The organism is Pseudomonas sp. TE36184 (assembly GCF_054060055.1).
Genome location: NZ_JBSSCU010000001.1, coordinates 4,785,659 through 4,808,421, shown reverse-complemented (window position 1 = coordinate 4,808,421; position 22,763 = coordinate 4,785,659). Strand labels below are relative to the sequence as shown.

General features: G+C 64.9%; 17 protein-coding genes and 2 pseudogenes. 7 read left to right on the top strand and 12 right to left on the bottom strand.

Annotated elements, in window-relative coordinates:
* Positions 1-51 precede the first annotated feature (51 nt).
* Positions 52-903, bottom strand: a complete 852-nt coding sequence (locus tag ACVWZP_RS21495; RefSeq protein WP_046381644.1) for an SDR family oxidoreductase — start codon at positions 901-903, stop codon at positions 52-54.
* 189 nt (positions 904-1,092) lie between these two features.
* On the opposite strand from ACVWZP_RS21495, the gene exbB reads away from it, so the two are divergent.
* The 6 genes from exbB (at position 1,093) to ACVWZP_RS21465 (ending at position 7,954) form a co-directional block, all read left to right on the top strand.
* Positions 1,093-2,064, top strand: a complete 972-nt coding sequence (gene exbB / locus ACVWZP_RS21490) for a tonB-system energizer ExbB (RefSeq protein ID WP_046381643.1) — start codon at positions 1,093-1,095, stop codon at positions 2,062-2,064.
* Between the two features lie 6 nt (positions 2,065-2,070).
* Complete coding sequence (gene exbD, locus ACVWZP_RS21485) at positions 2,071-2,496, top strand: TonB system transport protein ExbD (protein ID WP_017846064.1); 426 nt, start codon at positions 2,071-2,073, stop codon at positions 2,494-2,496.
* Positions 2,493-3,242 carry a TonB family protein gene (locus ACVWZP_RS21480; protein WP_017846065.1) on the top strand — a complete coding sequence of 250 codons (750 nt, stop codon included), beginning with the start codon at positions 2,493-2,495 and terminating at the stop codon, positions 3,240-3,242. The genes exbD and ACVWZP_RS21480 overlap by 4 nt, the downstream gene beginning before the upstream one ends.
* A gap of 229 nt (positions 3,243-3,471) precedes the next feature.
* Positions 3,472-4,392 carry a hydrogen peroxide-inducible genes activator gene (locus tag ACVWZP_RS21475; RefSeq protein ID WP_046381642.1) on the top strand — a complete coding sequence of 307 codons (921 nt, stop codon included), beginning with the start codon at positions 3,472-3,474 and terminating at the stop codon, positions 4,390-4,392.
* A gap of 8 nt (positions 4,393-4,400) precedes the next feature.
* Entirely contained in the window at positions 4,401-6,476 is a 2,076-nt protein-coding gene (gene recG, locus ACVWZP_RS21470; RefSeq protein ID WP_256822414.1) for an ATP-dependent DNA helicase RecG, read from the top strand.
* A gap of 77 nt (positions 6,477-6,553) precedes the next feature.
* On the top strand, positions 6,554-7,954 hold the full coding sequence (locus ACVWZP_RS21465) for an aminoacyl-tRNA deacylase and HDOD domain-containing protein (RefSeq protein ID WP_017846068.1): 1,401 nt from the start codon (positions 6,554-6,556) through the stop codon (positions 7,952-7,954).
* Positions 7,955-8,062: 108 nt separating this feature from the next.
* On the opposite strand, the pseudogene ACVWZP_RS21460 reads toward ACVWZP_RS21465, so the two are convergent.
* Positions 8,063-8,176 (bottom strand): annotated as a pseudogene (locus tag ACVWZP_RS21460) (helicase); the annotation flags it as partial.
* Positions 8,177-8,187: 11 nt separating this feature from the next.
* Here ACVWZP_RS21460 and ACVWZP_RS21455 point away from each other — a divergent pair.
* A pseudogene (locus ACVWZP_RS21455) lies at positions 8,188-8,409 on the top strand (histidine kinase); the annotation flags it as partial.
* Between the two features lie 108 nt (positions 8,410-8,517).
* On the opposite strand, the gene ACVWZP_RS21450 reads toward ACVWZP_RS21455, so the two are convergent.
* From ACVWZP_RS21450 to ACVWZP_RS21405, 10 genes are all read right to left on the bottom strand, one after another.
* On the bottom strand, positions 8,518-8,892 hold the full coding sequence (locus tag ACVWZP_RS21450; RefSeq protein ID WP_046385148.1) for a hypothetical protein: 375 nt from the start codon (positions 8,890-8,892) through the stop codon (positions 8,518-8,520).
* A gap of 124 nt (positions 8,893-9,016) precedes the next feature.
* The gene (gene tagQ, locus ACVWZP_RS21445) at positions 9,017-9,946 is read right to left on the bottom strand and encodes a type VI secretion system-associated lipoprotein TagQ (RefSeq protein WP_046381641.1); all 930 of its coding nucleotides are present in this window, start codon (positions 9,944-9,946) and stop codon (positions 9,017-9,019) included.
* Between the two features lie 84 nt (positions 9,947-10,030).
* Positions 10,031-11,743 (bottom strand): formylglycine-generating enzyme family protein, encoded by a 1,713-nt coding sequence (locus tag ACVWZP_RS21440; RefSeq protein WP_046381640.1) that lies wholly within the window; start codon positions 11,741-11,743, stop codon positions 10,031-10,033.
* Positions 11,736-12,920 (bottom strand): ABC transporter permease family protein, encoded by a 1,185-nt coding sequence (locus ACVWZP_RS21435; protein WP_126585193.1) that lies wholly within the window; start codon positions 12,918-12,920, stop codon positions 11,736-11,738. Before ACVWZP_RS21435 ends, ACVWZP_RS21440 begins: the two co-directional genes overlap by 8 nt.
* A complete protein-coding gene (locus ACVWZP_RS21430) occupies positions 12,920-13,624 on the bottom strand; it encodes an ABC transporter ATP-binding protein (protein ID WP_046381638.1) in 705 nt (234 codons plus the stop codon). The genes ACVWZP_RS21435 and ACVWZP_RS21430 overlap by 1 nt, the downstream gene beginning before the upstream one ends.
* Positions 13,624-16,605: a protein kinase domain-containing protein gene (locus ACVWZP_RS21425; RefSeq protein ID WP_457370147.1), complete on the bottom strand. Its 2,982-nt coding sequence runs from the start codon at positions 16,603-16,605 to the stop codon at positions 13,624-13,626. Before ACVWZP_RS21425 ends, ACVWZP_RS21430 begins: the two co-directional genes overlap by 1 nt.
* Entirely contained in the window at positions 16,602-17,321 is a 720-nt protein-coding gene (locus ACVWZP_RS21420) for a PP2C family protein-serine/threonine phosphatase (RefSeq protein ID WP_046381636.1), read from the bottom strand. The genes ACVWZP_RS21425 and ACVWZP_RS21420 overlap by 4 nt, the downstream gene beginning before the upstream one ends.
* Positions 17,322-17,975, bottom strand: a complete 654-nt coding sequence (gene tagF / locus ACVWZP_RS21415) for a type VI secretion system-associated protein TagF (protein WP_017849971.1) — start codon at positions 17,973-17,975, stop codon at positions 17,322-17,324.
* A complete protein-coding gene (gene tssM, locus ACVWZP_RS21410; protein ID WP_046381635.1) occupies positions 17,972-21,472 on the bottom strand; it encodes a type VI secretion system membrane subunit TssM in 3,501 nt (1,166 codons plus the stop codon). The genes tagF and tssM overlap by 4 nt, the downstream gene beginning before the upstream one ends.
* Positions 21,469-22,758: a DotU family type VI secretion system protein gene (locus tag ACVWZP_RS21405; RefSeq protein ID WP_169881720.1), complete on the bottom strand. Its 1,290-nt coding sequence runs from the start codon at positions 22,756-22,758 to the stop codon at positions 21,469-21,471. Before ACVWZP_RS21405 ends, tssM begins: the two co-directional genes overlap by 4 nt.
* Positions 22,759-22,763: the final 5 nt, after the last annotated feature.

Below are 22,763 nucleotides of genomic sequence, written 5' to 3'. Positions count from 1 at the left end.
TACAACCGTGGCTGACAAAGCAAACCCCCTCCCACCTTTTCTAACCGCGGCTCAGCCCTTCAGGATGGCCGCGTAGCCTTCGCGATAACTCGGATACGTCGGCACCCAGCCCAACGCCTTGGCCCGGGCGTTGCTGCATTGCTTGCTCCCGGCGCGGCGCACACTGGCGTCATCGGACCATTGCGTCACACCCAGGTACTCACGCAACCAGGCCACCACCTCGGCCAACGGCGCCGGTGCGTCATCGACACCGATATAGATCCGATCCAGCGAACCGCCCTGCTCCACATGCCGCAACAAAAACGCCAGCAGGCCAGCCGCATCATCGACGTGGATCCGGTTGCCATATAAAGGCGGATCAATCGCCACGCGATAACCCTGGCGCACCTGCGTCAGCAGCCACTCGCGACCCGGCCCGTAAATCCCGGTCAAGCGCACGATGCTCGCCGCAATGCCGCTGTTCAGCGCGATTTGCTCGGCTTCCAGCATCACCTGCCCGGAATAGCCCTTTGCCTGGGTCTCGGACGTTTCGTCGACCCATTCGCCCTGCTGCTGCCCATACACACTGCTGCTGGACACAAACAGCAGATGCTTGGGCTCCTGGCCGTAATCCTTCAACCACTCCAACACATGCTGCAACCCTTGCACGTAAGCGGCGCGATAACCGGCTTCGTCGTGATCCGTCGCCGCCGCGCAATACACCAGGTAATCCACCCCGCCGATCGGCCAGGTGTCAGGGCAATCCTTATTGAACAGGTCACCGGCAATGCCGATCACGCCATCGGGCAGGCGCGAAATATCACGCCGCAGGCCATGAACCTCCCATTCCGAGGCGAGCAATTGGCTGGCCAGCCGACTCCCCACATCGCCACAACCGGCAATCACAACAGAAGGCGCAGACATCACAAAACTCCGTACTGAAAGGTCTAGATTAGCCGTCGCAGGAGACCAGCGGCCAGAAAAAGGACAAATAAAGTTACTGTATTACTTCTGTTAACAAGAATTACTTGCAATAATAACGACCCATTTGTCCTCGACCTCGCAGGGTCTGGAAGGACGATCACTCATTTTTTTCTCTCAGGTCCGGCCAGCATGACACGTAATACACACCCCGCTTCGCCAACCAAGCTTCACAGTCCATCCCGCGCCTGGCGTGCGATTGCGGCGTTGCTGTTCAGCGTACTGCTGGCACCGACCGCCGCATTCGCTGATGCCACCGCGCCGGCGGCTCCTGCTGCCGCCGAACAGAATGCCACCGCCGCCCCTGCGGTGCCGGCCGCCACAGACCCAGCCCAGGCTGCAGCGCCGGCCACCGCCGACGAGCCCGGCGTGGTGCTGGAAGAAAACAACACCCTTGGCATGGCCCACGACCTGTCGCCATGGGGCATGTACCAAAACGCTGACGTGGTGGTAAAAGCCGTGATGATCGGCCTGGCCATCGCCTCGATCATCACCTGGACCATCTGGATCGCCAAAGGCTTCGAACTGCTGGGCGCCAAGCGCCGCCTGCGCAGCGAGATCGTCCACCTGAAAAAGGCCACCACCCTCAAGGAAGCCAGCGAAACGGCGACCAAGAAGGGCACCCTGGCCAATACGCTGGTACACGACGCGCTGGAAGAAATGCGCCTGTCGGCCAATACCCGCGAAAAAGAGGGCATCAAGGAGCGCGTGGCATTCCGTCTCGAGCGCCTGGTGGCAGCCTGCGGTCGTAACATGAGCAACGGCACCGGCGTGCTGGCGACCATCGGCTCCACCGCGCCGTTCGTCGGTCTGTTCGGCACCGTGTGGGGCATCATGAACAGCTTCATCGGCATCGCCAAAACCCAGACCACCAACCTTGCCGTCGTCGCTCCCGGCATCGCCGAAGCCTTGCTGGCAACCGCCCTGGGCCTGGTTGCCGCGATTCCCGCAGTGGTGATCTACAACGTCTTCGCTCGTTCGATTGCCGGCTACAAGGCCCAGGTATCGGACGCGTCGGCAGAAGTCCTGCTGCTGGTCAGCCGCGACCTCGATCACCTGCCTTCCGAGCGCAGCTCGCAACCGCACATGGTGAAAGTGGGGTAATCGGCCATGGGCCTGCATTTGAATCAAGGCGACGACGAACTCGTCGAGAACCACGAAATCAACGTCACGCCGTTTATCGACGTGATGCTGGTGCTGCTGATCATCTTCATGGTGGCGGCCCCCTTGGCCACCGTGGATATCAAGGTCGACCTGCCCGCGTCCAGCGCCAAACCCGCGCCGCGGCCGGAGAAGCCGATTTTCCTCAGCGTCAAGGCGGACCAGCGCCTGTTCCTGGGCGAAGAAGAAGTCAAAGCTGAAACCCTGGGGCCGGCGCTCGACGCCAAGACCCAAGGCAAGAAAGACACGACGATCTTCTTCCAGGCCGACAAAGGCGTGGACTACGGCGACCTGATGAGCGTGATGGATGCCCTGCGGGCAGCCGGCTACCTCAAGGTCGGCCTGGTCGGACTTGAGACGGCAGCCAAAAAATGATCACGACGCGCCACAAACTGACGCGTTATGGCACCAGCCTCGCCGTCGTGCTGGGCGTGCATGCCATCGCGATTGCCATCGCGCTCCACTGGTCGGCGCCGCGCACGGTCCAGCTGCCACCGGCGGCCATGGTCATCGACCTGGCGCCGATGCCCGCACCGCCGCCGCCGGCACCGCCCAAGGTGGTCACGCCGCCGCAGCCGCCCGCCCCGGTGGAAGAGCTGCCGCTGCCGAAACTGGCCGAAGCGCCCAAGCCGACGATCCAGGTGCCCAAGCCGGTCAAGCCCAAGCCGAAACCCCAGCCGCCCAAACCGGAGGAGAAAAAGCCCGAGCCGCCCAAGGAGAAACCTTCCGAGACGCCGCCAAGCGACACGCCGCCGACCAATACACCGGCGGAGAAATCGGCCCAGCCCGCACCGGGCCCGTCGCCGCAACAGGTCGCCGCCAAAGCCTCCTGGGAAGGCGCCCTGCTGGCGCACTTGCAGAAGTACAAAAAGTACCCGCAAAGCGCGCAGAACAGTGGCAAGGAAGGCATGAATCGCTTGCGCTTCGTGGTCGATGCCGAAGGCAATGTGCTGTCCTACGAGTTGGTGGGCCGCTCCGGCAACGCCGACCTGGACCGCGCCACCCTGGACATGATCCGTCGCGCCCAGCCATTGCCCAAACCACCGGCCGACATGGTGAAAAGCGGCAGCATCGAGATCGTCGCGCCGTTCGTTTACAACATCGAGAAGCGTCGCCGCTAAAGGCACACGCCGGGCTATGTGAGAGGGGGCTTGCTCCCGATGACGGTACATCAGTCGACACGTCCTCGACTGACCCATCGCCATCGGGAGCAAGCCCCTTCCCACATCGGGTTTTATCGCTTCAGCAAAATCTCGCACATTCCCCGCTCAATCCTTATCAAAGTTCTGATAACGTGTGTCTATCGATTGCAGCCGGTATGCTTGGCTCGCAACCTCATGGACGCCCGCTATGACTCTTACAGAATTACGCTACATCGTGACCCTCGCCCAAGAACAACACTTCGGCCACGCGGCCGAGCGTTGCCACGTCAGCCAGCCGACGCTGTCGGTGGGCGTGAAAAAGCTTGAAGACGAACTCGGTGTGCTGATTTTCGAGCGCAGCAAAAGCGCCGTGCGCCTGACCCCGGTCGGTGAAGGCATCGTTGCCCAGGCCCAAAAGGTCCTGGAGCAAGCCCAAAGCATTCGCGAACTGGCCCAGGCTGGCAAAAACCAGCTGACCGCGCCGCTGAAAGTCGGCGCCATCTACACCGTCGGCCCGTACCTGTTCCCGCACCTGATTCCGCAACTGCACCGCGTCGCGCCGCAGATGCCGCTGTATATCGAAGAAAACTTCACCCACGTGCTGCGCGACAAACTGCGCAACGGCGAGTTGGACGCGATCATCATCGCCCTGCCGTTCAACGAGGCTGACGTCCTGACCCTGCCGCTCTACGACGAGCCGTTCTACGTGCTGATGCCGGCCTCGCACCCGTGGACGCAGAAAGACAGCATCGACGCCGGCCTGCTCAACGACAAGAGCCTGCTGCTGCTCGGTGAAGGCCACTGCTTCCGCGACCAGGTGCTGGAAGCCTGCCCGACCCTGACCAAGGGCCACGACGGCGCCAAACACACCACCGTGGAATCCAGCTCCCTGGAAACCATTCGCCACATGGTCGCCTCCGGCCTGGGCATTTCGATCCTGCCGCTGTCGGCGGTGGACAGCCATCACTACGCCCCGGGCGTGATCGCCGTGCGCCCGCTCACGCCGCCGGTGCCGTTCCGCACCGTGGCGATCGCCTGGCGCGCCAGCTTCCCGCGGCCCAAAGCCATTGAGATCCTGGCCGACTCGATCCGCCTGTGTTCGGTGGCCAAACCGCCTGCTGCGAGCTGAGCCACTGTATGACTGAGCTGTCGCAGGTGTCGGTGACGGCACTCAAGGGTGTCGGCGAAGCCATGGCTGAGAAGTTGGCCAAGGTCGGCCTGGAGAACCTTCAGGACGTGCTGTTCCACCTGCCTCTGCGCTATCAGGACCGCACCCGCGTGGTGCCCATCGGTCATTTGCGCCCTGGGCAGGACGCGGTGATCGAAGGCACCGTCAGCGGCGCCGACGTGGTGATGGGCAAGCGCCGCAGCCTGGTGGTGCGCCTGCAGGATGGCACCGGCGGCCTGAGCCTGCGCTTCTACCATTTCAGCAACGCGCAGAAGGAAGGCCTCAAGCGCGGCACCCGCGTGCGCTGTTACGGCGAAGCACGCCCCGGCGCCTCGGGCCTGGAGATCTACCATCCGGAATACCGCGCCATTACGGGCGACGAGCCGCCGCCGGTCGACACCACCCTGACGCCGATCTACCCGCTGACCGAAGGCCTCACCCAACAACGCCTGCGCCAACTGTGCCAGCAGACCCTGACGATGCTCGGCCCGAAAAGCCTGCCCGATTGGCTGCCCGTGGAGCTGGCCCGCGACTATCAACTGGCGCCGCTGGACGATGCGATCCGCTACCTGCATCACCCACCGGCCGACGCGGACGTGGACGAACTGGCCCTCGGTCATCACTGGGCGCAGCACCGCCTGGCCTTCGAAGAACTGCTGACCCACCAACTGTCCCAGCAACGCCTGCGCGAGAGCATGCGCTCCCTGCGCGCCCCGGCGATGCCCAAGGCCACGCGCCTGCCCGCGCAGTACCTGGCGAACCTCGGCTTTGCGCCGACCGGTGCCCAACAGCGCGTGGGCAATGAAATCGCCTACGACCTCAGCCAGCCCGAACCCATGCTGCGCCTGATCCAGGGCGACGTCGGCGCGGGCAAGACCGTGGTCGCCGCCCTCGCCGCCCTGCAGGCACTCGAAGCCGGTTACCAGGTGGCGCTGATGGCGCCCACTGAGATTCTCGCCGAGCAGCACTTCATCACCTTCAAGCGCTGGCTCGAACCGCTGGGCCTGGAAGTGGCGTGGCTGGCGGGCAAACTCAAAGGCAAAAACCGCACAATCGCGCTGGAGCAGATCGCCAGCGGCGCACCGATGGTGGTGGGCACCCATGCGCTGTTCCAGGACGAAGTGCAGTTCAAGAACCTCGCGCTGGTGATCATCGACGAACAGCATCGCTTCGGCGTGCAACAGCGCCTGGCCCTACGCCAGAAAGGCGCGGGCGGGCGCATGAGCCCGCACCAATTGATCATGACCGCCACGCCGATCCCACGCACCCTGGCCATGAGCGCCTACGCCGACCTCGACACCTCGATCCTCGACGAACTGCCGCCCGGCCGCACCCCGGTCAATACCGTGCTGGTCACCGACTCCCGGCGCGTGGAAGTCATCGAGCGCGTGCGCGGCGCCTGCGCCGAAGGCCGCCAGGCGTATTGGGTATGCACGCTGATCGAAGAGTCCGAAGAGCTGACCTGCCAGGCCGCCGAAACCACTTACGAAGACCTCACCAGCGCCTTGGGCGAACTCAAGGTCGGGCTGATCCACGGGCGCATGAAACCGGCGGAAAAAGCCGCGGTGATGGCGCAATTCAAGGCCGGCGACCTGCAACTGCTGGTGGCCACCACGGTGATCGAGGTCGGGGTGGACGTGCCCAACGCCAGCCTGATGATCATCGAAAACCCCGAGCGCCTGGGCCTAGCGCAACTGCACCAGCTACGTGGCCGCGTCGGCCGGGGCAGCGCGGCCAGCCACTGCGTGCTGCTGTATCATCCGCCGCTGTCGCAGATCGGCCGTCAACGCCTGGGCATCATGCGTGAAACCAACGACGGTTTTGTCATCGCCGAAAAAGACCTCGAACTGCGCGGCCCCGGCGAGATGCTCGGCACCCGCCAGACCGGCCTGCTGCAATTCAAGGTCGCCGACCTGATGCGCGACGCCGACCTGCTGCCGGCAGTGCGCGATGCGGCCCAGGCCCTGCTCGAGCGTTGGCCGGATCACGTCAGCCCGCTGCTGGATCGCTGGCTCAGGCATGGGCAGCAATACGGCCAAGTGTGACGCCTGTTTCACTTATCCGACCAACATTTGTATCAAGCTGGTTATACTCCAAAGACTGTACGAATTTGGATCAGGCCATGTCAGAAGTTGCCCACGCCGCCGCACCACTGACCGCCCCGCCGGTTATTCGGGCGCTGCTCGCGAAACTCTCCATCAGCTACACGGAAGTCGCCGAACATCCGGGCCTGAACCCTGCGCGAAAGATCCAGGCGGTGCTGCTGGAAGATGCGGTGGGCGCGCTCATGGTGCTGTTCCCGCAGAACCAGTTGCTCGACCTCAACCGCCTGACCGAACTCACCGGCCGCCGCCTGACATCGGTGTCGCCGGAACGTATCGAACGCATGCTGGGCAAGCATGACCTCAGCCTGCTGCCCGGCCTGCCGGCGCTGACCAGCTCACCTTGCCTGTATGAAGGCAGCCTGCTCGATGAGTCGAGCCTGCTGGTTCACTCGGGCGAAGCCGGTTTGCTGCTGGAGATCGCCAGCGCCGACTTCAAGACCATGCTGACCAAGGCCAGCGCCGCTCAATTCGGCGAGCCGCTGAGCAACATCCGGCCCAACCTCGACCGGCCCCATGATGACCGCGAGGAAATCACCCAGGCCATGCAGGCGTTCACGGCCCGGCGCATCCAGCAACGCCTGGAAGCGACCATCGAGATTCCGCCGCTGGCCGACACTGCGCAGAAAATCATCAAACTGCGCGTCGACCCCAACGCCACCATCGACGACATCACCGGCGTGGTCGAAACCGACCCGGCGCTGGCCGCCCAGGTGGTCAGCTGGGCCGCGTCGCCCTATTACGCCTCGCCGGGCAAGATCCGCTCGGTGGAAGACGCCATCGTGCGGGTGCTGGGCTTCGACCTGGTGATCAACCTGGCGCTGGGCCTGGCCCTGGGCAAAACCCTGAGCCTGCCCAAGGACCACCCGCACCAGGCCACGCCGTACTGGCACCAGTCGATCTACACCGCCGCCGTCATCGAAGGCCTGACCCGCGCCATGCCGCGCGCGCAACGCCCGGAAGCCGGCCTGACCTACCTGGCCGGTCTGCTGCACAACTTCGGTTATCTGCTGCTGGCCCACGTGTTTCCGCCGCACTTCTCGCTGATCTGCCGACACCTGGAGGTCAACCCGCACCTGTGCCACAGCTATGTGGAGCAGCATTTGCTGGGTATCAGCCGCGAACAGATCGGCGCCTGGCTGATGCGCTACTGGGACATGCCGGACGAACTGTCCACCGCCCTGCGCTTCCAGCACGACCCGTCCTACGACGGCCAATACGCCGAGTACCCCAACCTGGTGTGCCTGGCCGTGCGCCTGCTGCGCAGCCGGGGCATCGGCTCCGGGCCGCACGAAACCATCCCCGACGAGCTGCTTGAACGTTTGGGCTTGAGCCGTGACAAGGCTGAAGAAGTCGTGGCCAAGGTGCTGGATGCCGAGGTGCTGTTGCGCGAATTGGCCTCGCAGTTCAGCCAGGGCTGAATCGGTAGCTTGTTAGATCGCTATCGGGGGCAAGCCCCCTCCCACATTTTGATCTGCGAACACGGTCAAGTGTGGGAGGGGGCTTGCCCCCGATGAATCCACCTCGGTCTACTGCTTTTTCTTCGGCTTCAAATACTTGGTCAAGCCCTGGAACCAGATCACCAGCGCCGGGTTGCCCTTGATCTGGATCGACTTGTCCTGAATCCCCGTCATGAACGCCAGGTCTTTGTCACCCAACCTACGACGGCCAATACGCCGAGTACCCCAACCTGGTGTGCCTGGCCGTGCGCCTGCTGCGCAGCCGGGGCATCGGCTCCGGGCCGCACGAAACCATCCCCGACGAGCTGCTTGAACGCCTGGGCTTGAGCCGTGACAAGGCTGAAGAAGTCGTGGCCAAGGTGCTGGATGCCGAGGTGCTGTTGCGCGAATTGGCCTCGCAGTTCAGCCAGGGCTGAATCGGTAGCTTGTTAGATCGCTATCGGGGGCAAGCCCCCTCCCACATTTTGATCTGCGAACACGGTCAAGTGTGGGAGGGGGCTTGCCCCCGATGAATCCACCTCGGTCTACTGCTTTTTCTTCGGCTTCAAATACTTGGTCAAGCCCTGGAACCAGATCACCAGCGCCGGGTTGCCCTTGATCTGGATCGACTTGTCCTGAATCCCCGTCATGAACGCCAGTTGCTTGTTCTTCGCCTGCATCGTGGCGAAGCCATAGGCGGCGTCTTTAAAGGCAATGGCGAAGGCCGGCGCAGGGTGGACACCCGAGCGGCTGGTGATGCGCTGGTCTTTGACGATGAAGTGACGGGCAACCTTGCCGTCGAGGGTCTGCAACTGGAACGCCAGGTCTTTGTCACCCAACTGCTGCTGGAACGCAGGGTTGGTGCGGCTGGCTTTGCCCATCATCAGGCCCAGTACCCAGAGGAGAAGACGAAATTTCATGCACACGGCCTCGGTGTAATTATTGAGTGGCCGCAGCAGTGTAACGAATTGCCGAAAGAACGCCACCGATCTCGCGCTTTAGCCGGAGATCGGTTGGCGTTTACCGCTTATAGCAACAACTTGCTTATACGTTAGGGCACGGCACCGGCGCCCAGTCGGCCAGGTTCGGATCGCGGCAAGTGCCTTCGATCTGTGCTTTACCGGCGCTGGCGACCTTCTTGCTTTCATCTTGCTTGGTCTGGGCAGTCTGGAAGGTTCTTTCGGTGGCGACCGCTTCTTTCGGCACCACAGGCAGCGGCGGACGCTTGGTCACGACTTTGCTGGTCAACTTACCTTTCTTGGCCGGTACGACCGCCGGAGTGGCATCCGCTGTCGCCACGGTGACCACGTCGTTGCGCTGCACGCCCACCTGTTGCAGGTCTTTCTCGTAAGCCTGGGTGTAGTTGTTCAGGTCTTCGCTGGCCTTGCCGTTGACCGCGACGATCAGGTCATTGGATTCCTTCAGGCCGGAGACGATTTCCGCCAGGCGCTTGCGGCCTTCGGTGTCGTTGACGGTCTTGGCTTTACGGTCGGCCACCAGCTTGGTGAACGCGCTCTGGTAGCACTGCTGGGAGGCCTTGGCGTAGGCGGTGCTGCGGTCGATGTCGGAGGCGCTTTTATTGACGTCGGCTGCGTAGGAGCCAATACGCTGGTTGTCATCGGCGATCTGCTTCTGACGCTCGGTGTAGTAACCCGCCGCGCCGCCAGCCAGGGCGCCGCCCGCGGCACCGATTGCGGCGTTACGGCCGCGCTTCTCGGAGTCGCCGGTCAGGGCGCCGAGCAATGCACCGCCGGCAGCGCCGATGGCCGCGCCGGTGACGACCGACTTGGTCATGTCCGAATCGGTCGCGCGCAGGTGCTGCACCGGCTCGTAGCAGTTCGGGTAATACTCGACCTTGGTGCTCGACGCGACTTTGGACGTCGGCGACGTGGCACAACCAGTCAACACGGTGCTGAAACCGGCTGCGATCAGCAGCAAGTGACGCTTGGAAACCGCCTTACGGGAAAAAAGCATAGGTGTGTTCTCTTTTAAGTTTGACTTGCCCAGCACGGCCCACCGCCGCCTGAGTCCCTTCCAAGCTCGCTCTATAGCCAGCGATCAAGACCGCTGACCACTGGCTGCGAGCAATTCCTTCAAGATCGTTGCCGGGTCGGCCCGCTGTTGCTTGCGGTAGTTGCCGACATGGCGAACGAACAGTGTCGCGCGCGTCACCAGGCTTTTGCCGAGCACTGGCTTGCGATCCAACTCTTCCTTGATCCGTTGAAACTGCGCCTGGATCACCGCATCGGTGTAACGCGTGCCGGTGGCCAGGTTGTCGATATAGATCGCCACTGCACCGTCGAGGGCGCTGCGCCCGTTGGCAATGGCTGCGGCAAACAGCTGCGCGCTGGCCTCGTCCTTGGCGTCCACGGCCTGCTGGCGGCTCTTCTGCAAATTGGTCAGGCGGATGTTGTAGTTATTGATGGTCTCGGCCACCAACGCCGCCGACTGAATCAGGTTGCCCGCCGCTTCTTCGCGTTGCTGGGCGATCAGCGAGACGTTGCGCTTGAGCTCTTCGTTGACCAGCCCCAGCTCGGCTTGCAGGCGTGGGTCGACGCTGGCGGCGATGATGCTGTCCAGGCGCTTGGTCGGGTCCTGGGCGTCATCGATGGCATCGGTCAGCGAGGCCAGGCGGCCTTCTTTCTGCCACTGCGCGAACAGCTCCTTGTAGCGCGAACGCGGTGCCGACAGCGCGCCGATCGCCACGCGAAAGCCGGTGGTCTCGTTGCTTTGCTCGGTGCCGTCGGCGGCGAACAACGGGTACTCGCGGCGCATGCCGGTGAACAGCGTGCCTTCGCCCTCCAGGTAATTGCCGCCCTTGACCACAAAGCCGCCATAGGCGCCCTGGCGACGCCCGGCGTGTACCAGCTGGAAGGATTCCTGGACCATTTCCGCCGCGTTGCCGATCACATCGAACAGGCCGATCGGGTTGGGCAATTTGGTGCCGATGGGCATCAGCCGCGCGGCCTGGCCGGTGCCGCCGGCGACTTGGTTGAACACCGCCCAATCGGCCAGCGGGCCGTCGCTTTCGCTGCCTTCGATGCGCCGCGGGAACAGGCGCCCTTCCAAGTCCTGGCGGCTCACGGCCTGGGCCCCGCGTGCGGCGAACTCCCATTCCACTTCGGTGGGCAGGCGCACAAAACCCAGGCCGCCGTCGTCCGCCGAAGCGCCACGCCCGCTCACCGGCAGCAACTCGCGGTGGTATTTCATCAGCCAGGCGCTGTACACCGCCGAGAAGCGTTCGGCTTCAAAGCGCGACAGCTTGACCTTGGGCAAACGCCCGGCCATGCCACTGGGCGCATCGCACGCGGGCGCCGGTTCGCCACTGGCCAGCGATTGCGCCTGGGACATCACCAGGGCGTATTGGCGCGCGGTCACTTCGTACTTGCCGATGAAGTAGAGCATCGGCTTGAGCGGGGTCTTGGCGTCGGTCTTCGGCATCAAGGGCGTGATGACGTTGTTCCAGTCTTTCGGCAGGTCCTTGAGGCTGAACTGGCCGTTGATGAAGTCGCGGCGATAGCCGGAAATGAACGACTGCTGATAGCCCGCCTCGCCTTCGGCAAAGGGGTAGCCGAGGCTGATCTCGCGGTCGTCCAACGTGCCTTGGGCCAGCACATAGACGTAACGGAACACCATGTTGCCTTCGCACGGCAGCGGCAGGCTGACGTCGTCCGGCAACGGCTTGGGGTTGTCGAGCTTATCGCTTGCCTCATCGGCCCACGCCAGCGAGGCGAGGCTCAGCGCCAAGGCGGCGCCCAGTAACTTATACATCTCGGATTCCTTCAGAAGCCTGGATACGCGCCACGCGCCAACCACCACACGCTGCCGCCACGGCGCTGACGCCGAGCACAGCCACCAGGGCCAGGCCGTAATGACGCGCCAGCAGGTGGCTGGCGTGTTCGCCCGGCACCTGCACGAATAATTGATTCAAGCCCGCCTCGGCCAGGCCATACAGACCCGCACTGAACACAGCGGCCAAGCCGGCGCTGTAGAGCGCCTGCAGCACCACAAACAGCAACAGCGCGGCGGTGGAAAAGCCCAACAGGCGCAACACCGACAACTCCCTGCGCTTGCGCGCCACGGCGGCCAGCGCCCCGGCGAAGATCGCCGCGAACGCCCCCGCCAAGGCCAACCCGGCGATGATCCAGAACACGATCGACAGGTTGCGGCTCAACGACTGCACCTGGGCGATGCTCAATGCCTGGGTCGCCACCAACAGATTCTGCCCGGCGAAAAACACCCGCAGCGGCTCCACATCGGTGAGGTTGCGCGCATACAGGCGAAACGCCGGGTACACCCGCTGCTCGCCCGCGCCGACCGCGTCGCCGTCCCAGCCCAGCGCTGGCACGGCACGGCCGTCGCGGTAGTCTTCCACCGCTTCCAGCAGGCTCAATTCAGCAAACAGGCCGTCGCGGGCGAAGGCTTCCAGCGGCAGTACCGCGAGTACCTGCAAACGTGTGCGCCGGGTTTCGACGCGCCCCGCGACCTGGCGCGCAAAGCCGGTTTCCAGCCAATCCCCGGGCCGCGCCGCGAGCTTCTCGGCGGCGGTGTGGCTCAGCACGATCTGCGCCAGGCCCTGGGGCATCGGCAAACCGTTGAGCAGTGGATCGCCCGGCGCAGTCGGCAGCATTTCCAGGGTCAATGTGCCCACCTGCGCGGTCGCCGCGATCTGCCGCGTGCGCGGGATGGCGAACGCCACGTCGCCGCGCTGGCCCAACTGCTCGACAAAGGCGCGGCTGAATCGACCACCGCCCAACGGAATAATTTCACGGGTGGCCGGGTCGTTCTCCAGGCGCTCGGTCAGACTGCTGACCAGCCCGAACTTCAGGCCGAACAACACCAGCAACGGCGCGACGACGGCAACCAGCGCAAGCACCGCGCAGGCCGACAGCCACGCATCGTTGCGGTAATCCTGCCAAGCCAGGGAAGCCACCAGACCGAGGCGCATCAGCACACCTCCCCGAGGGTGGCGGTGATGCCGCCATCAGTGTCGCGACGGCAAGCGATACGGCGCACCTGCAAGCCGCTGGCGCGAGCCAGGGGTTCGTCATGGGTGGCGATCACACAAGCGGCGCGGTGTTCGCGAGCGCGGGCCAACAGCGCTTGCATCACCCGTTCGGCGTTAAGCGGGTCGAGGGACGCGGTCGGCTCATCGGCCAAGACCAATTGCGGCGCATGGGCCAGGGCGCGGGCGCAGCTCACGCGCTGGCGTTGGCCGACCGACAGCGCCGCCGGCTTCTTGGCCAGTTGATCGCTGATTTCCAATTGCTCGGCCAGGCGCGCCACGCTGCCATCGTCCTTCAACCCCAGCAGTTGCCGGGATAAGGCGATATTGCTGCGCACATCGAGAAAGCCCAGCAAGCCGCCGGTTTGCAGGACGTAACCGAGGTGCCGGCTGCGCAGCTCGGCCAGGGCGGTCTGCCGATCAGCGCGCCACAACCCGCCGATATCGGTCTGATTGAATTCGAAGCGGTCCACCTGATCCGGCGCAAGCACCAGGGCCAGCAGGTCGAGCAAGGTGCTTTTGCCGCACCCGCTCGGCCCGACAATCGCCACTTGCTCCCCCGCGCGCAGGTGCAACGCCGGAATCACCAGGCTATAGCGCTGGGCACCGACGCCCCGGCTCTTGTGTACCGCGTTCAGGTTCAGCATTACGGCAGCGTCGACAAAGGGACGCGGTACAACGCATCGCCCGGCTCGGCAGCGCCGAAACGGACCCAGTTGGCCAGGTCATTGTGGAAGGTTTCATAGAGGCGGATCTTCGAATCCAGCTCGTCGATAAAGTCCTCCTGCTCGGCCACGCTCAACGACAGCCACAGGTCCTGGGTCATGTTCAGCGACTTGCTGCGGTACGGCAGGCCTTCCAGGTATTCGCCGAGAATGCCGCCATCGGCCAGGTTGCCACCCTTGCGCAGGGCCTGCGGGTCGCGGCTCATATAGGCCGAGGCGCTGGCGATTTCCTGGAAGAAGTCTTTGGGCGAGGTCTGGGTTTTGCGGGCGGCGTCGACGATCAGTTTCAGCGACTGCTGCAGGTCGTTGAGCTGCAATTTGGTCAACATCACGCACACCTGGAACGCCGGCAGCGCCGGGTTGGTCAGGTCGCGGTCGGCGGTCCAGGCGCTAACCAGTTGCGGCGCCTGGCTCGCGGCTTTGCGCCCGAGGAAGTCCATGTGCATGGCGTAGCCGATGGCGGCGGATTTATCCGCCAGGCTTGGCGCGGCGCTCAGCAAGGGCAGCGGCTGCGGCGTGTCATTGCGTACCTGATGCACCAGGTTGGCGAACACCGTGCCGATCTCATCGACGCGCTCGCCCAGCTTGCGTACATCGCCACCCGGCACCTTCGTATACAGGTCGCCGATCTGCGGGTTGGCGTCGGCGGTGAGGATGCGGTACTGGCTTTCGGCGCCGGCGTGGGTTTTCTTGCCGGCGTCGGTGCGCAGGTGCAGGGCGTAGATCTTGATCTGCTTGCCCAGCGCCGCCTGGCGCACTTCGGCTTCGTTCATCTGGGTGGCGGCGAACGGGTCGTTCTTGCGCAGCGCGCCAGCGTCGGTGACCAGCAGGATGATACGGCCGCCGTAGCCGGACCAGTCCATGCCTTCGACAGCCTGCATCACTCCGGCAAACGCGTCCTCGTTGAAAGAGTGACTGGACACAGTCGATGCCTTGACCCCGCGCGCCAGGTCGAGGAAGCGCTGCGGGTCGCGGCCCTGGTCGAGGGTGATCAGGGTCTTGGCCACGTATTCCAGGCCCGGGGTTTTCTTGATGCTGTTGCGAAAACCCACCAGGCCGAAGCTGACGCTGTCCAACTCGCCGCGTTCGGCGATGCGGGTTTGCAGCTCGTGGACCACATCGCGGATCTGGTCGATATACGGCTGCATCGACACGGTGGTGTCGACCACCAGCACCACCGCCGTGCGGAAGGCATCGGCATTGGCGTTGATCAGCGCGGTCGCGGGCTTGGCGACCGCGCTGCTGCCAGGGTCGATGGACGCGACGTTGAGCAACTGCACCGGCTGGCCGTTGTCGTCGAAGCTCTCTTTGGAGTCGAAGATCGGCAGCAGGTAGAACTGGTTCTGCGGCACCGCGCTGGCGGCCGGCTCCAGGGCCAGCACCTGGCCGTTGTCGTCGCGGTTGTTCTGCGCCTTGGCCAGCACGCCTTTGGCAGCGGCGGGGTCGGCCAGCAGCTTTTCCACTTCGCCGGATTGGCGCAGGAACATCACCGGCGCCCGGCCGGAGCGTTCGGTGAACTTGAGCACCAGGCTTTGCTTCCAGTCGCTGACCTGGGCGGCCGGCAACCAACCGTCGCTGCGCCCATCGGTGGCGGCGCCGACGCGTAGCCATGGGCTGCCGTCGACGTCCTTGCGCTGATACACATAGAGCACGGAAAACGCCGGCAGGGCTTTGCCTGGCGCGCTGCCGGCAGCGCTGGCGAGTTTCGCGCCGGGTTTGCTGAGCACGCGCTGGAACAGGGTTTTCTTGCCCGCCATCAGCAAGGGCCGTTGACCGCCGTCCACTTCGGCGACCGCCACCGGTGGCGTCACTGATGGTGTCACCTTGGGCACTGTCGCAGCCGGTGGCTTGGCGGGCTGATCACTGCCGCTCAACCACCAGTAACCCGCGCCACCTATGGCCAAGGCAACCGCCACCGCCACGGCGGCCAACGCCAACACCGGCCCGCGGCGCTGCTCGGACACCGTGTGCCGTGGGGTTGGCGGCACCACCGGCTGGCGCGCCGGTTGCGGCTTGTCGGTCGGGATCTCGATGGATTGCGGAGTGATGCCGGCCAGATCGAAACTCAGCGGAATCGGCAACGGCCGCACCTGCGTGGCGTCCGGCGACTCGGTCGGCAGTTGATCCAGCGCCAGCAGCAACGCCGCCGCATCCGGGAAGCGCTCATTCGGGTCCTTGGCCAACAGTTTGCGCAGCACGTCCTGATAACGCCCGTGATGCAGCGGCAGTTCCGGCAGCGGCTCGGTCAGGTGGGCCAAGACCGTGGAGAGCGCGTCGGTGCCGTTATAAGGCAGCTTACCGACGAGGATTTCATAGAGCACCACGCCCAGCGCATACAGGTCTGCGCGGCCATCGATTTCCTGGCCACGCGCCTGTTCCGGGCTCATGTAGCTCGGCGTGCCCACGGCGAAACCGGCCTGGGTGAACTGGGTGCGGTCGTCCAGGGATTTGGCGATGCCGAAGTCCGACAGCACGGCGGTGCCGTCGGCGCGGAACAGAATGTTCGCCGGCTTGACGTCGCGGTGGACCAACCCCTGCGCATGGGCATAACCCAGCGCCGAAGCGATCTGGCGGATCAGCGTGAGGCCCTGCTCCGGAGTGAGGCCGGCGGCGATGCGCTCCTTGAGCGTGCCGTTGGGCAGGTACTCCATGGCCATGTAATACAGCTCGCCGACATTGCCGATGTCATGGATGGTCACCGTGTGCGGGTGCGACAGCCGCGCCAGGGTCTTGCCTTCGCGCAGGAAGCGCTCGCAGAAACTCGGGTCCGCCGCCAGCGCCGCCGCCATCACCTTGAGCGCGACCTTGCGCTCCAGCGAGCGCTGGGTCGCCAGGTACACGCTGGCCATGGCGCCTTCGCCGATCTCGCCTTCGATGTCGTAGCCCGGGATCACGATGTTCATGCCGATACCTTCACGACGATGGCGGTGATGTTGTCCGGTGCGCCGCGGTTCAGCCCCAGGTGGACCAGGCTGCGCACGATTTCATCCGGGGCGTCATGGCTGAGCACCTCGCGAATCTCGTGGTCCTCGACGGTCTTGTTCAGGCCATCGCTGCACAGCAGGTAACTGTCGCCGGGGGCGATCAGCAGGTCGACCACCGCCAGTTCCAGTTGGGCTTCCACACCGATGGCGCGGGTGACGATGTTGGCGCGCGGATGCACACGGGCATCGGCCTCGCTGAGCAGGCCGCTGTCTTGCAGGTCTTGCACGTAACTGTGGTCGCGCGAAATGCCGTCGAGCACGCCGTCGCGCAGGCGATACAGGCGACTGTCGCCGGCCCACAGGCACACGCCGCGCAAGCCGCGTGCGGCGAACACCACCACGGTGCTGCCCATCATGGTCACGCCACGGTTGGCGGTTTCTTCACGCACGGCCGCGTTGATGCGGATCAGGTCGTTGCGCAAGGCCGCCGAGTATTCCTCGAGGGAACGCCCCAGCGGCACACTGCGCAGGCTGTCGACGATCAGGCTGCTGACGTAATCCCCCGCGGCGTGCCCGCCCATGCCGTCGGCCACCACCCACAGGCGATTCTCGGGCAGGTCCAGGCACGCGTCTTCATTGACCTGGCGAACCATGCCCACATGGCTTTTGCTCGCGGATTTGTACGTCGACCCCATCTACATCACACCTTCTTGTCCGAGCAAAAACTGCGCAAAATCGCTGGTGGCGGGCAGGCCCTGACACCGCAATAAACCAGGGGAAATCGTCTGCGAACCACGCCCCCACCACAGGCTGGCGCCTTCGCAGGCCTGTTCGGCGAGTGCGGTCATGCGCGCATGAGGTTCCGTGGCGGCTACCCGCTGCAGCCCGGCGAAACGGCTGTCCACCGCGCGCGGTTCCGTCGCCGGCAAGCCCAGGCAGTCGAGGCCGGCGTTGAAATTCTCGAAGGTGGCACCGGCATCCAGGGTGCCGAGCAACAGCTCTTCGGCCTCTTCAAACCAGCGGTCCGGGCCGCCCACCAGGGACGCCGGATTGGTGTCGTGATCGAGCAACGCGACCACGGCCAGCGGAAAATACCGCCCGACCCGGTCGATGCTCGGCATCACCACGCCCGCCGCCGCGTTCGGCCCGCACACGCCGGGCGCCAGCACAAAGCGCCACAGCGGGCTGACCAGATACACGTTGAGCCAACCGGCGCCGAGGCTGTGTTGACTGGCGAGCAGGCCCGCCGCCAGCCAGCTGTCCCACGGGCCGATAAAGCTCTGCGGCAAGGCGCGGCTGACAAAATCGCCGCGACTGGCCAACTTGCCGTAGAAGCCCAACGTCGTCATAACCGCTCCGGCAGGCTGAAGCCACTGAGCACGCGGCTCTTGAACGGGTTGAAGGCGCTGTTGGCACGCAATTCGTAGGCGATGCTCGCACCGTCGACCCGCAGGCGCAGGTTGAAGCGGTCCGGCGCATTGCCGGGCGTGAGGTCCGATTGTTCCAGCAGGCGGAACCAGGCCCACGGGCCGTCCAGGGTCACGCCGGAACGACCGCTGGCCGACGGCGGCATGATCGAAATACGCACCACGCCAATGCTGCCGGGGTTCGGCCATTGCATCGCCACCGGGCGGCTCGGGCCGTGGTCGTAGCTCAATTGCTGGCCGTCGAGGTCGAGCAGGAACTGGGTGATGCTGGCGTCCATCGCCACCGGCTTGAGCTCGAAACGCACGATCGGCTGAGTACCGCCTGAGCGAAAGAACGCATCGCGGATCGTCGCCGCGCGCTGGAAGGTTTGCAGCACACCCGGCGCAATCCCGAGTTTCTGCGCCGCGCCCGGCTGCCAGCGCCAGGTCTGTGCGGAGGTATCGACGTAGGGCTGCAGGTATTTGCGGAAGTAGTTATCCATCACCCCGCCCACGCCGAAGAACTGGCCGAAATCATCCAGAGTGGCGTCACGCGCGCTGCCCGGCGACATCGGATAACGCCCGGCCAGGGACTGGCGATACACGTTCACCACTTCGCTGACCCAGGCCGCGTTCAGCTGGTTGCGCACACCGCCCATCATGCTGTTGGTGGTCGAGTTGACCACCGACTTGACCATGCCCTGCACCAGCGGCGGCTGGCGCTCGGCGTTCAGGCTGACCCGCGTGGCCGCCGCTGCGGCCTGGTTCTTGGCCTCACCGAGCAAGGCATCGCCGCTGGCGCCGACCATGGCGCTGACTTGCACGTACAGCGCGTTCATATCCGCCAGCAGACCGTCGATGGCCGCCGGTTCGCCTTCGTTCTTGCTGACGATGCTGTTGAGCTCGGCGAAGTGCGCGGTCACCGGGTCGTCCGCAGCAGCCGGCGCATCCGCGTTCGGTTGCGCCTGGCCGAGCAGGTTGCCCAGGCGTTCCTTGAGCTTGTCCACGCCGCCTTCGACCGGCACGCCCTTGGCCGCCAACTGGCGTTCCTCTGCCTGCAAGTCGGTTTCCCTGGCCACCGCCACCAGCAGTTTTTTCAGCGGCGAGGTCGGCCCGGAAATCACCCGCAGCACGTCCGCCGCCTGGGCCACGCTGGTGATCGGCACAAAGTCGATGTCGGCAAGCAACGCATCCCACTGGCGCTGGTAGTCCTGGAAGTACAGGCGGCGCACGTCGGCGGCCAGGCTGACCACGTTCTGCTGGTCGGCCTGCTCATGGCCGAGCACCCATTGCTCTTCGGCCAGGGTGCCGGTCTGGTTCAGGCTGCTCAGCAGGAACGCCTGGCGATAGCCCTTGGCGGTGAAGAAACCACTCAGCGGCTCGCCCAACGGCTTGCCGCTTTTGCGGCTGAACACCAATGCGGCGTCGCGGCCGGCGGCTTCGTTGAGGCGGAAGTCCGGAATGCCGTCGGGCAGTTTCTGGCGTTTGACCCGGTCATACACGCGCTGGGCCACCGGCAGTTGTTGCAACTGCCGACGCAGGTCGTCGATCAAGCGCGCATCGAGGCGTGCGCTCGGCGGGTGACGTTCGAACAACGCCTGCAAGTGTTCGGCCAGCGCCTGGCGCTGATCGGCGGGCAGGTCGCGCGGCAGGTTGCGGTCCCAGTCGAGGGCGATCCAGGCCTTGATGAAGTCCGCGTCGTAATGCTCGGTGTCGGCGAGCATCAGGTAAGCCTTGAGGCCCTCGTAAAGGAAGTCGGAGTTACCGCCGCCGTGCAGTTGCTCCTCGATGCGCGTCACCAGGCGCGGCGCGAAGACGGCGATCAACAGCTTGCGATAGACGCTGGCGGATTCGGCTTCGAGCATATCGCCCTGATACAGGCCCAGGCCCTCGGACCAACTTGGCGAATCCCCGGCGAGGTGTTTCACCGCGTTGAGCAACGGCAACACGGCGAGCACTTCGCGCTGTGCCGGGCTGAGGTTCTGTACGGCCTGGCCCAGGGGCGCGACCTTCTGGTCGACCTGGGCGATATACGCCTGGTTGGCGCGATAACTGACCCACCACAGGCTGCTGACCACGATCACCAGCGCCACGGTGGCCGCGAGCACGCCGCGTGCGATCCATTTGCGCCGCCGCTCGACCTGCGGGTTGACGCCCACCAGCCCGCGCTCGGCAAAGGCGACCGCGCTGAACAGTTTCTCGATGAAATAACTGCGCCCGCTGCCGCTCTGGCGTGCCAGGTGCTGGCGGTCCAGGTTCATGCTCTGGGCCATGGTGCCGATCAAGCGATCGATCGGGCTGCCTTCCTGGGTGCCGCTGGTGAAATACACGCCGCGCAGCAAGACGCGCTCTTCAAAGGCGTTGGGTTTGAACACGCCTTCGAGGAAGCTTTGCAGGCAATCTTTCAATGCACCGAACTGCTGCGGGAAGCCGTAGATCAGGTCGCGCCGCGCCGGGTCGCGTTCCTGTTGCAGGCGTTCGACCAGGCGTTCGTTGAGGCGCTGTTCGAGGCCGGCGAATTCGCTTTGCAGGTGCGCCAGGGGGCTGTCGCTGTGCTTGCCGTCGTCCAGGGCAAAGGTCATGCCCCACACCTGGGCGCGTTCTTCCTTGCTCAGGTTGTCGAAGAACTCCATGAAGCCCGGCACCAGGTCGAGCTTGGTCAGCATCAGGTAGATCGGGAAACGCACGCCCAGCTGGGTGTACAGCTCCTGGATACGCAGGCGAATCGCCGCCGCGTGGGCAGCGCGTTCGGCTTCGCTGCCCAGCAGCAGGTCCGACAGGCTGATGGCGATAAAGGCGCCATCGATCGGGCGGCGCGAGCGCTGCTTTTTCAACAGGTCGAGGAAGCCCAGCCAGGCGGCTTTGTCCACCGGGGAGTTGCTGTCCTGGGTGGTGTAGCGGCCGGCGGTATCGAGCAATACGGCCTGGTCGGTAAACCACCAGTCGCAGTTGCGCGTGCCGCCGACACCCCGCACCGCCCCGGCGCCCAATTGGGCAGCCAGCGGGAAATGCAGCCCGGAATTGACCAGCGCGGTGGTCTTGCCCGAACCCGGTGGGCCGATGATCACGTACCACGGCAGCTCGTAGAGGTTGCGCCGCTCATCCCCGCCGAGCTTGGCTTTTTTCAGCAGGGCCAGGGCTTCGTCCATGCGCTGGCGCAGGCTGGTGAGTTCTTCGGCGGTGGCGACGCTGTTGGGGTCGGCCGGGGTTTGCGCGGCCAGGCTGCGCATCACTTCGGCGGCCTGGCGACGGGCCTGGAGGATGCGGAACACACGGTAGGCGAGCCAGGCCGCAAACAGCAGGACGATCAGCGCCCAGCGCCGCCCTTCGGGCACCAGCACGTCGAGCAGGGGCCCGACAAACCAGATGATCAGGCTCAGGGCGATCAGGCCCAGCAACGGGATCACCCAGCGAATCATGAAACTGAAAAACGCCTTCACTCGACGCCCTCCGCGAGTACGGTGATTTCAACCCGACGATTGCGGGCACGGCCTTCGGCGGTGGCGTTGGTCGCCACCGGCTCGGTGTCGCTTCTGCCCTCGGCACTGAAGCGATCGCCCTGGCCGGTCTTGGCCGCGAGGATCTCCAGCACCGACTTGGCCCGCGCTTCGGACAAGGCCCAGTTGGACGGGAAGCGCAGCGTGGCAATCGGGCGGTTGTCGCTGTGCCCGGTGACGCGCACCTGGCCCTTGACCTTGCGGATCGCGTCGGCGATGCGCAGCATCAGCGGCTGGTAGTCGTCGACGATGCTGGAGCTGGCCGACGCAAAGAGCTCATCACCGCGGATCGTCACGACGGAACGGTCGACCTTGTCTTCCACCGCGACGCGACCGGCCTTGATGTCTTCCACCAGAAAACCGGCCAGGCGCGGGCGCTCGATCACTTTCGGCTGCGCCACGGGGCGGTCGATGGCCTGCACCGGGATCTCGCCCAGGGCATGGATATTCTTGAACACCGGCTCGGCGTCTGCGGCCAGCTTCAGGCGCAGGCCGAACAGCAACGCCAGCAGCAGCGCCAGGCCGATGGCCACGGCGATCCACGGCGGCATGAACTGCGCCAGGCGATCGCGCGCCACGGTCACGCCGCGCCAGTGCGGCGACAGCTCGCGTTCGTGGTCGCCCCGGGCGCTGCGAATCGCCGCGGCGGTACGTTCACGCAGGGCTTCCAACTGGCTGCGACCATCGTTCATCACGCGGTAGCGGCCTTCGAAACCCAGGCACATGCACAGGTACAACAGTTCCAGCAGGTACAAGCGCTCGCGTGGGCTTTGCAGGCAATGGTCGAGTAGCTGGAAGACCTTTTCGCCGCCCCAGGCTTCGTTGTGAACGGTGATCAGCAGGCTCTGCTTGCCCCAATCGCTGGTGCTGCCCCACGGCGTGCTCAACACCGCCTCATCCAGTGCGGTACACAGGGCGTAACGCGCCAGCAGCACTTCGTTGCGCGCCACGCCAGCAGCTTCGGCGCGCTCTTCGAACTGGCGCAGATAGGCCAGCAACTGCGCACGCAAACTGGCCGGCGCCGGGTGGGCGATGGTGTTGCGCAGGCGTGTCAGCAAGGCCAGCAGCGGGCCGGCGGCGCTTTCCAGCGGGTTCAGGCCGTGGCTTTTGCCGGTCAGGATCGGCGCGGCCGGCATCGACAGCGGCGCCGGTTCGGCACGCACGGGTTCGGGCGCACGGCCACCCGGGCGCGGCATGAACTGGGTGCGGTCATCATCATTGGGGTGCATCGCGG

Excerpts from the sequence above, each read along its gene's own strand:
- ACVWZP_RS21495 (WP_046381644.1), bottom strand. The coding sequence starts at position 903 with ATGTCTGCGCCTTCTGTTGTGATTGCCGGTTGTGGCGATGTGGGGAGT.
- exbB (WP_046381643.1), top strand. The coding sequence starts at position 1,093 with ATGACACGTAATACACACCCCGCTTCGCCAACCAAGCTTCACAGTCCA.
- exbD (WP_017846064.1), top strand. The coding sequence starts at position 2,071 with ATGGGCCTGCATTTGAATCAAGGCGACGACGAACTCGTCGAGAACCAC.
- ACVWZP_RS21480 (WP_017846065.1), top strand. The coding sequence starts at position 2,493 with ATGATCACGACGCGCCACAAACTGACGCGTTATGGCACCAGCCTCGCC.
- ACVWZP_RS21475 (WP_046381642.1), top strand. The coding sequence starts at position 3,472 with ATGACTCTTACAGAATTACGCTACATCGTGACCCTCGCCCAAGAACAA.
- recG (WP_256822414.1), top strand. The coding sequence starts at position 4,401 with ATGACTGAGCTGTCGCAGGTGTCGGTGACGGCACTCAAGGGTGTCGGC.
- ACVWZP_RS21465 (WP_017846068.1), top strand. The coding sequence starts at position 6,554 with ATGTCAGAAGTTGCCCACGCCGCCGCACCACTGACCGCCCCGCCGGTT.
- ACVWZP_RS21450 (WP_046385148.1), bottom strand. The coding sequence starts at position 8,892 with ATGAAATTTCGTCTTCTCCTCTGGGTACTGGGCCTGATGATGGGCAAA.
- tagQ (WP_046381641.1), bottom strand. The coding sequence starts at position 9,946 with ATGCTTTTTTCCCGTAAGGCGGTTTCCAAGCGTCACTTGCTGCTGATC.
- ACVWZP_RS21440 (WP_046381640.1), bottom strand. The coding sequence starts at position 11,743 with ATGTATAAGTTACTGGGCGCCGCCTTGGCGCTGAGCCTCGCCTCGCTG.
- ACVWZP_RS21435 (WP_126585193.1), bottom strand. The coding sequence starts at position 12,920 with ATGCGCCTCGGTCTGGTGGCTTCCCTGGCTTGGCAGGATTACCGCAAC.
- ACVWZP_RS21430 (WP_046381638.1), bottom strand. The coding sequence starts at position 13,624 with ATGCTGAACCTGAACGCGGTACACAAGAGCCGGGGCGTCGGTGCCCAG.
- ACVWZP_RS21425 (WP_457370147.1), bottom strand. The coding sequence starts at position 16,605 with ATGAACATCGTGATCCCGGGCTACGACATCGAAGGCGAGATCGGCGAA.
- ACVWZP_RS21420 (WP_046381636.1), bottom strand. The coding sequence starts at position 17,321 with ATGGGGTCGACGTACAAATCCGCGAGCAAAAGCCATGTGGGCATGGTT.
- tagF (WP_017849971.1), bottom strand. The coding sequence starts at position 17,975 with ATGACGACGTTGGGCTTCTACGGCAAGTTGGCCAGTCGCGGCGATTTT.
- ACVWZP_RS21405 (WP_169881720.1), bottom strand. The coding sequence starts at position 22,758 with ATGCACCCCAATGATGATGACCGCACCCAGTTCATGCCGCGCCCGGGT.